Source organism: Vibrio sp. R11-SG3-ISO3-SZ (assembly GCF_059834345.1).
In genome coordinates this window covers 1-8,332 of record NZ_JCBDGX010000036.1, presented here as the reverse complement: position 1 = coordinate 8,332, position 8,332 = coordinate 1, and the positions used below count along the sequence as shown (strand labels likewise).

Here is an 8,332-nt window from a genome sequence, read left to right as displayed (position 1 = left end):
CGAGAGATCGCTCAAAACCCCGATAATGTCTATAAGTACACTGCAAAAGGCAATATGGTGGCAGTGATCTCCAACGGCACAGCGATTCTTGGCCTAGGTAATCTTGGCCCACTGGCATCAAAGCCCGTGATGGAAGGCAAAGCCCTGCTGTTTAAGCGCTTTGCAGGTTTGGACTCCATCGACATCGAAGTCAAACATCGCACCATCGATGAGTTTGTCGACACGGTCGCCAACATCGCGGATACCTTCGGCGGCATCAACTTAGAAGACATCAAAGCGCCAGACTGCTTTGAAATCGAAAAACAATTAATTGAACGCTGTGATGTGCCAGTCTTCCATGATGACCAACACGGTACCGCCATTGTGACGGCTGCTGGCATGCTAAACGCCATTGAGCTGCAAGGTAAAAAACTGGAAGACGCCGTGATTGTCTGTCTGGGCGCCGGTGCGGCTGCCATCGCTTGTATGGAGCTGCTGATCAAGTGCGGCGCGATGCGCGAGAAAATTTACATGCTGGATCGCAAAGGTGTGATCCACACTCGACGTGATGATCTCAACGAATACAAACAACTGTTTGCCAACAACACCGACAAACGTACGCTGCAAGATGTCATTGAAGGCGCCGATCTGTTCCTTGGCGTTTCTGGTCCTAACCTATTATCGCCAGATGATCTTAAATTGATGGCCGACAAACCCATCGTGTTTGCCTGCTCTAACCCAGATCCTGAGATCAAACCTGAGCTCGCTCATGATGTACGCAATGACCTCATTATGGGTACAGGTCGCAGTGACTACCCGAACCAAGTCAACAACGTACTTTGCTTCCCGTTTATTTTCCGTGGCGCACTGGATGTACGTGCTAGCGAGATCAACGATGAGATGAAGCTCGCTGCCGTAGCGGCGATCCGTCAACTGGCGAAGGAAGAGGTACCTGCCAATGTTCTGACCGCCGCGGGTGTGGATTCACTCTCGTTTGGCCCAGACTACATTATTCCAAAACCGATGGACCCAAGACTACTCCCCCGCGTCGCCAAAGCGGTCGCGTTAGCCGCGGTAGAATCCGGGGTGGCACGCATTGAGCTGCCTGACCATTACATGGATATCGAGTAACCTTGACGCCCACTACCAGCCACGACCTTTGTCTCTGGCTGAGCAAAAACAACAAAGCCGCTGACGATGTCAGCGGCTTTTGCATTCAAATTCGGTGCAAAACAGGGCGAGCGTTAGTCGTCAAACGCCTCAAACTCAATCCCCATCTCCGTCATCAGCTTTTTCACTTCAGCGGGAATATCATCTGGACGGTCTTTACGCAAATCTTCATCCGTCGGTAATGGTTGACCTGTGTAAGCGTGCAAGAACGCTTCACACAACAACTCACTGTTGGTGGCATGACGCAGGTTGTTGATCTGGCGGCGCGTACGCTCGTCTGTTAATACCTTAAGGACTTTAAGTGGGATGGAGACCGTGATTTTTTTCACTTGCTCACTTTTCTTACCGTGTTCTGCGTATGGGCTAATGTATTCGCCATTCCAGTCTGCCATTGCGCACCTTTATATTTGCGTATGAGTGTTTAAACCACAATTTTAACGGTATTTATGGCTACAAGCAAAGACATATAGACGTCTAGAAGTGTTGACGTCTTAAAAAATGAGAAGTAAAGTGGTTGGCGATAGGAGTGGAATCGGCCCAAACTGTGAGTGTGTCGCAGCACTACACCACATTGGGTGCCGGATACACCTGATAAGCAACAGGTATATCGCATTCCCTAAAACAAGTCACTACTGTTCGCAAGGAAAACGCTATGAGCACGCGCAAACCCGCCACCATCGCGGTACGTACTGGTATCGAGTCAGACACCCAACATCACGCTGTCGTTCCCCCTATTTATCTCTCGACCAATTACGGATTTCCGGCGTTTGGTGAAGTGCCGAAATACGATTACACGCGTTCTGGCAACCCGAACCGTGGCCTGCTTGAAACGGCGCTGTATGAATTAGAAGGTGGAGAAGGCGCAGTGGTGACCAACTGTGGCACCTCAGCGCTCAACCTTTGGGTGTCTGCGTTTGTCGGGCCAGATGATTTGATTGTCGCGCCACACGATTGCTACGGTGGCACCTATCGACTCTTCAATACCCGTGCGCAAAAAGGCGACTTCAACGTGTTGTTCGTCGACCAATCCGATGACGCAGCCTTGACCGCCGCCATCAACCAGAAACCCAAGCTTATCCTGTTGGAAACGCCATCAAATCCTTTGGTGCGTGTGGTGGATATCGAGAAAGTCTGCCAGCAAGCGAAACAAGTCGGCGCACTGGTCGCGGTTGACAATACCTTCTTAACCCCGATTTTCCAGAAGCCACTCGAATTGGGTGCGGATTTCGTTATTCACTCAACCACCAAATACATCAACGGTCACTCCGATGTGATTGGCGGCGTGGTGATCACCAAAACCAAAGCGCACGCTGAAGAACTGGCTTGGTGGGGCAACTGCATTGGGGCCACCGGCACGCCGTTTGATAGCTACATGACGCTGCGCGGCATCCGCACGTTAGGCGCACGAATGAAGGTGCATGAACAAAGCTCGGCAAACATTCTCGACTTTCTGAAAACAGAGTCACTGGTCGGCCGCATCTATCACCCAAGCTTGCCGGATCACCCTGGCCATGACATCGCTAAGAAACAACAATCAGGCTTTGGTTCTATGCTCAGCTTCGAGTTCGCTGGCAGCTTTGAAGAACTGAAACAGTTTGTCGGTGAGCTGAAACTCTTCTCTCTTGCAGAATCGCTAGGCGGCGTAGAAAGCCTCATTTGTCACCCAGCGTCAATGACCCACCGTGCGATGGGAGAAGCGGCGCTGGCCGAGGCAGGTGTCTCTCAGCAACTGCTGCGTCTGTCTGTCGGTCTTGAAGATGCCGATGACCTGATTGACGATCTCAAGCAAGCCTTTAACTGTGTGAAGGAGTCCGCGTAATGACGACATCGCGTCAACTGCATAAATTTGGTGGTAGCAGCTTAGCGGATCCGGAGTGCTACCGCCGGGTAGTCACCATACTCAAAGAATACTCTGGCAGCGATGATCTGATCGTTGTCTCAGCGGCCGGTAAAACCACCAATCATTTGATTGAATTTACCGAAGCGCTCTATAAAGACGGCCGCCTTGCCCATGAAGCGTTGCAGTCGGTACGACAATTCCAAACAGGGCTTATCGAAGCCTTGATTGACAGTGACGACGAACAAGCGCACATGCTGGCGACGCTCAAAGACGAGTTCACCACCCTCGGCGAATTAAGCGCCCCGTTAAGCGAGGCGGAGCGAGCTGCGGTACTTGGCCACGGTGAAATGTGGTCCTCAAGACTGCTCGCCGCGCTATTGAATCAAGCGGGTTTACCAGCCATCGCGCAAGACTCTCGCACTTTCTTACGGGCAGAAACCGGCACGCAACCTGAAGTGGATCGTGGTCAGTCCTACCCACTACTGAAGGAAATTTTGGCGCAACACTCACAGCGTCGTCTGGTGTTTACCGGCTTTATGGCGCAAAACCAAGCAGGCCAAACCGTGCTGCTTGGCCGAAACGGATCCGATTACTCTGCCACCGTGATTGGCGCGCTCGCAGAGGTCAGTCGCGTCACGATTTGGAGTGACGTTGCTGGCGTATACAGCGCAGACCCTCGCCTTGTCAGTGATGCTTGTCTTCTGCCCCTATTGCGACTGGATGAAGCAAGTGAACTGGCACGCCTTGCCGCCCCCGTGCTGCATAGCCGTACCTTGCAGCCTGTCGCTCAAAGTACGATGGACTTACACCTGCGCTGCAGTTACGACCCTGAATCTGGCTCTAGCCGCATTGAGCGCGTCCTCGCCTCTGGGCGTGGTGCCAAGATCATCTCCTCACTCAATGACGTGTTGTTGATTCAGTTAAACTTCGCCTATGGACATGATTTCAATCGCATGGAAAAAGAAGTGCTGAGCAGTTTGAAACGCGCCCAACTTGAACCTTTGACTTATGAAGTCCAAGCGGATAAGCACTCATTACGCCTTGCTTATACCTCGGAAATTGCAGGGGGCGCTTTAGGCTTCTTACAAGATTCCGCCATCGCAGCAGAAATTAAACTCAAGGAGGGCTACGCCCTTGTCGCTGCCGTAGGCGCTGGTGTCACCAACAACGCCAACCACTGTTACGGCTTTTACCAGAAGCTCAAGTCATCGCCTGTCGAGTTCATCTCTGAATCTCGTTCCGGTCTCAGCTTGGTGGCTGTCTTACGCCGCACCGAAACCGAACCACTCGTTAAGGCGATTCACAATCAACTTTTCCAAGCACAAAAACGAGTCGGCATCGCCCTATGCGGCAAAGGCAACATTGGCTCCAGTTGGTTAACCCTGTTTGCAGAACAAAAAGCAGAGCTAGAAAAGCGTCGTGGAATGAGTTTTGAGCTCGTGGCGGTGATCGACAGTCAAACCTATTGGTTTAATGACCAAGGCATCGAACCTAGCGCGGTCAGTGAGCATTTCGATGAAGAGTCTATCCCATATCAGCAAGGCGAGTGGATTCAGCGCCTCGGTGCGATTCAGGGCTATGACGATGTGGTCGTACTCGACGTGACGGCGAGCAAAGAGTTAGCTGAGCGCTACCTCGATATCGCTGAGCAAGGTATGCATCTTATCTCTGCTAATAAGGTTGCCGGCTCAGCCTCAAGTGCTTACTACCACCAAGTGCAAGATGCGTTTGCCAAAATAAACCGCCATTGGCTCTACAATGCCACCGTCGGTGCAGGCTTGCCGATAAACCACACTGTGCGCGATTTGCGTGAAAGTGGCGATGTCATCTATGCGGTCTCAGGGATTTTCTCTGGCACCCTCTCTTGGTTGTTCCAACAATATGATGGCAGCGTACCGTTTGCCGAGTTAGTCGATTTAGCGTGGCAGCAAGGCTTAACCGAGCCAGACCCTAGGCAGGATCTCGATGGCTCTGACGTAATGCGCAAGCTGGTCATCTTAGCCAGAGAAGCCGGTCTCGAGATTGAACCTGAATCGGTCAAAGTCGAGAGCTTAGTGCCCGATGAACTGGCCGATCTCTCACTGGATGACTTTCTCGATAACAGCCAACAGCTCAGCGAACAGCTAGCAGAAAGGTTAGAGAAAGCGCAACGTGAAGACAAAGTGCTGCGCTACGTCGCCAGACTGGAAAAGAACGGTAAAGCTCGAGTAGGTGTCGAAGCACTCAGCAAAGAGCACGCCTTGGCCAACCTGTTACCATGCGACAACATCTTTGCGATTGAGAGCAAATGGTATAAGGACAACCCACTGGTCATTCGTGGACCGGGGGCGGGTCGGGAAGTGACCTCAGGCGCGATTCAATCAGACCTTAACTTGTTGTCCAGTTTTCTCTAGTTTCACAGGTTGCTTCGGCAACCTGTTTTCTTATTCGGGCGTCGTTCTGCGCGCACTTCAAATTCTCTCATTATGAACTTGAAAAAAATTCATGGTGGGAGTGTTGACATTAAAACGTATTCAATACATTCTGTGGACATGTAGACGTCTAAACGTCGATTTAATCAAATTGAATGTTGGGGCTGCAGTTACCTACGGATAGGGTCGCCACACGGAGAGAGAAAGATGGGATACACACACGCGAGTCATATTGACGCTTTAAACCAAAATATTGCCGAGCTATCGAACAACATCAATGTGTCATTCGAGTTCTTTCCTCCGAGCAGCGAAAAAATGGAAGAGACGCTGTGGAACTCGGTTCATCGCCTCAAAACCCTTAAGCCTAAATTTGTCTCTGTTACTTACGGCGCCAACTCCGGCGAGCGTGATCGCACTCACTCCATCATTAAAGAGATCAAAGCCGAGACCGGCCTAATTGCGGCCCCTCATCTCACTTGTATCGATGCCAGCCGTGACGAGCTCATTCAGATTGCTGACGATTACTGGAACAATGGTATTGAAAGCATCGTCGCACTGCGCGGTGATATTCCTCCTGGTGGTGGCAAACCGGATATGTACGCCTCCGATCTCGTGGAACTGCTTAAATCACGTCACGACTTTGATATCTCTGTTGCAGCCTTTCCCGAGGTACACCCTGAAGCAAAAAGTGCGCAGTCGGATCTGCTGAACCTCAAGCGTAAAGTCGATGCAGGCGCAAACCGCGCCATTACTCAGTTCTTTTTTGATGTAGAGAGCTACCTACGCTTTCGTGATCGCAGTGTTGCGGCTGGCATTGATGTCGAAATTGTTCCGGGCATCCTTCCTGTTTCCAACTTTAAACAAGCTTCACGTTTTGCCGCGCAGAATAACGTCAAAGTCCCTGGCTGGATGGCGAAACAATTTGAAGGGCTGGATGACGACCCAACCACTCGCCAATTGGTGGGTGCGAGCCAAGCCATCGACATGGTGCGTATCCTAAGTCGTGAAGGTGTGAAAGATTTCCACTTCTACACTCTCAACCGCGCCGAAATGACCTACGCACTTTGCCACACTTTGGGCGTGCGCCCTCAGGTCTAATCTGACAGACATCAAAGCAAAAGGGTTGGCACAGTGCCAACCCTTTTTAGTCTGCAGAAGCGGTGATTACTCAACGTCTTCCATCTTACCTAGCAAGCTGCGGATGCGTTCTTGCCATGCTGTGTGTTCTTGTTGCATCTGCTGATTTTGCGCGACCAACTCTTCACGGCTTGTACGCAGCTCGTTCGCTTCGTTTGCTAGCTTCTGCTTTTCTTCTTTAAGCTCTTCCACTTCCATTTGAAGCAGAGTGATAGTATCAACCGCGGTTTGGATTTTTGCTTCTAGTTTTTCTAGTACTTCAAAAGACATCGTTGCCTACCTTTTTAATCATTCTCTGGATGGTTGGGTCATACGACATGACAAACCCATTTACCTTCCATTCTACTCAGCCAAGCCGCTTTAAACACGCCCTATATTTGCAAATCTGCGTCATTCGATTAAAAAAACAACGCAATTTGACTCAGTCTTTACAAGACCAGACGAATGAATGGATCCATCCATTTTCCTGACCCTGGTTTGATCCAGTTCAAGCCTGCTGAACCAAAAAGGCAAACGTTTCCCTAGTGATGTGCTAAAATCGCGGCGATTTATTTTTGTTCAGTTTTTCCTACCAGTTGGAGTCATCATGAAACGCGATTTAGCAATGGCATTCTCAAGAGTTACCGAAGGCGCAGCCCTAGCGGGTTATAAATGGCTTGGCCGTGGCGATAAGAACGCCGCCGACGGTGCCGCTGTCGAAGTGATGCGTACCCTGCTTAATAAGACAGAAATCGAAGGTGAGATTGTCATTGGTGAAGGCGAAATCGATGATGCGCCTATGCTGTATATCGGTGAAAAAGTCGGGACAGGTGGTGATTGTGTCGATATCGCGGTTGACCCAATTGAAGGGACCCGCATGACAGCCATGGGCCAGTCCAATGCGCTGGCTGTTCTGGCCGCAGGTGAAAAAGGCAGCTTCTTAAAAGCCCCAGATATGTACATGGAAAAACTGGTTGTGGGGCCAGGCGCAAAAGGCTGTATCGACCTCAATAAACCACTCAAAGAGAACCTTATTAACGTCTCTGAAGCGCTCAACAAGCCGCTCGATCGACTTGTGGTGATCACCTTAGCAAAACCGCGTCACGATAAGGTGATTGCTGAGATGCAAGCAATGGGGGTACGCGTTTTTGCCGTACCTGATGGTGACGTGGCCGCCTCCATTCTTACCTGCCTGCCTGACAGTGAAGTCGACATGATGTACTGCATTGGCGGCGCACCAGAAGGTGTGGTGTCTGCCGCTGTGATCCGTGCACTCGATGGTGATATGCATGGCCGTTTGCTACCAAGACATGAAGTTAAAGGTGATAGCGAAGAAAACCGCATCTACGGCGCTGCTGAGCTAAAACGTTGCGAAGAAATGGGCGTGACAGCCAATGTTGTGCTGACTATGGAAGAGATGGCTCGCAGCGATAACGTCGTCTTTTCTGCCACTGGCATCACTAAAGGTGACCTGCTTGAGGGCATTACTCGCCAAGGTAACATCGCCACCACAGAAACCTTACTGATCCGTGGACGCTGCCGCACCATTCGTCGCATTAAATCGACACACTACCTAGAACGCAAAGATCCTGAAGTGCGAGACATTATTCTTTAATCTCGCCTTGCTCTCTCTTCGAAGCCAGCCAACGTGCTGGCTTTTTCTTATCTGCAGAAAAGCCTCGAGCAGACAGACACCCTGCCCTCGAAAAAGTGCACAGCACTTTCGGGAGCGTTAAACGTAAAAAAGCCCAGTCTTTCGACTGGGCTTTCTAAAAAGTGGCGGAGTGGACGGGACTCGAACCCGCGACCCCCGGCG

The 8,332-nt window shown here is 50.9% G+C and carries 7 protein-coding genes; 5 read left to right on the top strand and 2 right to left on the bottom strand.

All coding sequences use genetic code 11. From position 1 onward, the window contains the following. Window positions 1-1,110, top strand: a 1,110-nt coding sequence (locus AC6R1O_RS04970) for a malic enzyme-like NAD(P)-binding protein (protein ID WP_500656576.1), incomplete at its 5' end; no start/stop codon positions are given. Window positions 1,111-1,223: 113 nt separating this feature from the next. Here AC6R1O_RS04970 and metJ read toward each other — a convergent pair. Further along, on the bottom strand, window positions 1,224-1,541 hold the full coding sequence (metJ, locus tag AC6R1O_RS04965) for a met regulon transcriptional regulator MetJ (protein WP_334555683.1): 318 nt from the start codon (window positions 1,539-1,541) through the stop codon (window positions 1,224-1,226). Between the two features lie 260 nt (window positions 1,542-1,801). On the opposite strand from metJ, the gene AC6R1O_RS04960 reads away from it, so the two are divergent. From AC6R1O_RS04960 to metF, 3 genes are all read left to right on the top strand, one after another. Beyond that, entirely contained in the window at window positions 1,802-2,968 is a 1,167-nt protein-coding gene (locus tag AC6R1O_RS04960) for an O-succinylhomoserine (thiol)-lyase (RefSeq protein WP_500631005.1), read from the top strand. After that, complete coding sequence (locus tag AC6R1O_RS04955; RefSeq protein WP_500656575.1) at window positions 2,968-5,382, top strand: bifunctional aspartate kinase/homoserine dehydrogenase II; 2,415 nt, start codon at window positions 2,968-2,970, stop codon at window positions 5,380-5,382. Before AC6R1O_RS04960 ends, AC6R1O_RS04955 begins: the two co-directional genes overlap by 1 nt. Window positions 5,383-5,607: 225 nt before the next feature. After that, entirely contained in the window at window positions 5,608-6,498 is an 891-nt protein-coding gene (gene metF / locus AC6R1O_RS04950) for a methylenetetrahydrofolate reductase (protein ID WP_487902563.1), read from the top strand. A gap of 66 nt (window positions 6,499-6,564) precedes the next feature. Here the strand turns inward: metF and zapB are convergent, their stop codons facing one another. Beyond that, on the bottom strand, window positions 6,565-6,807 hold the full coding sequence (zapB, locus tag AC6R1O_RS04945; RefSeq protein ID WP_334555687.1) for a cell division protein ZapB: 243 nt from the start codon (window positions 6,805-6,807) through the stop codon (window positions 6,565-6,567). A gap of 316 nt (window positions 6,808-7,123) precedes the next feature. On the opposite strand from zapB, the gene glpX reads away from it, so the two are divergent. Continuing rightward, a complete protein-coding gene (gene glpX / locus AC6R1O_RS04940) occupies window positions 7,124-8,131 on the top strand; it encodes a class II fructose-bisphosphatase (RefSeq protein WP_500656574.1) in 1,008 nt (335 codons plus the stop codon). The last annotated feature ends 201 nt before the right edge of the window (window positions 8,132-8,332 follow it).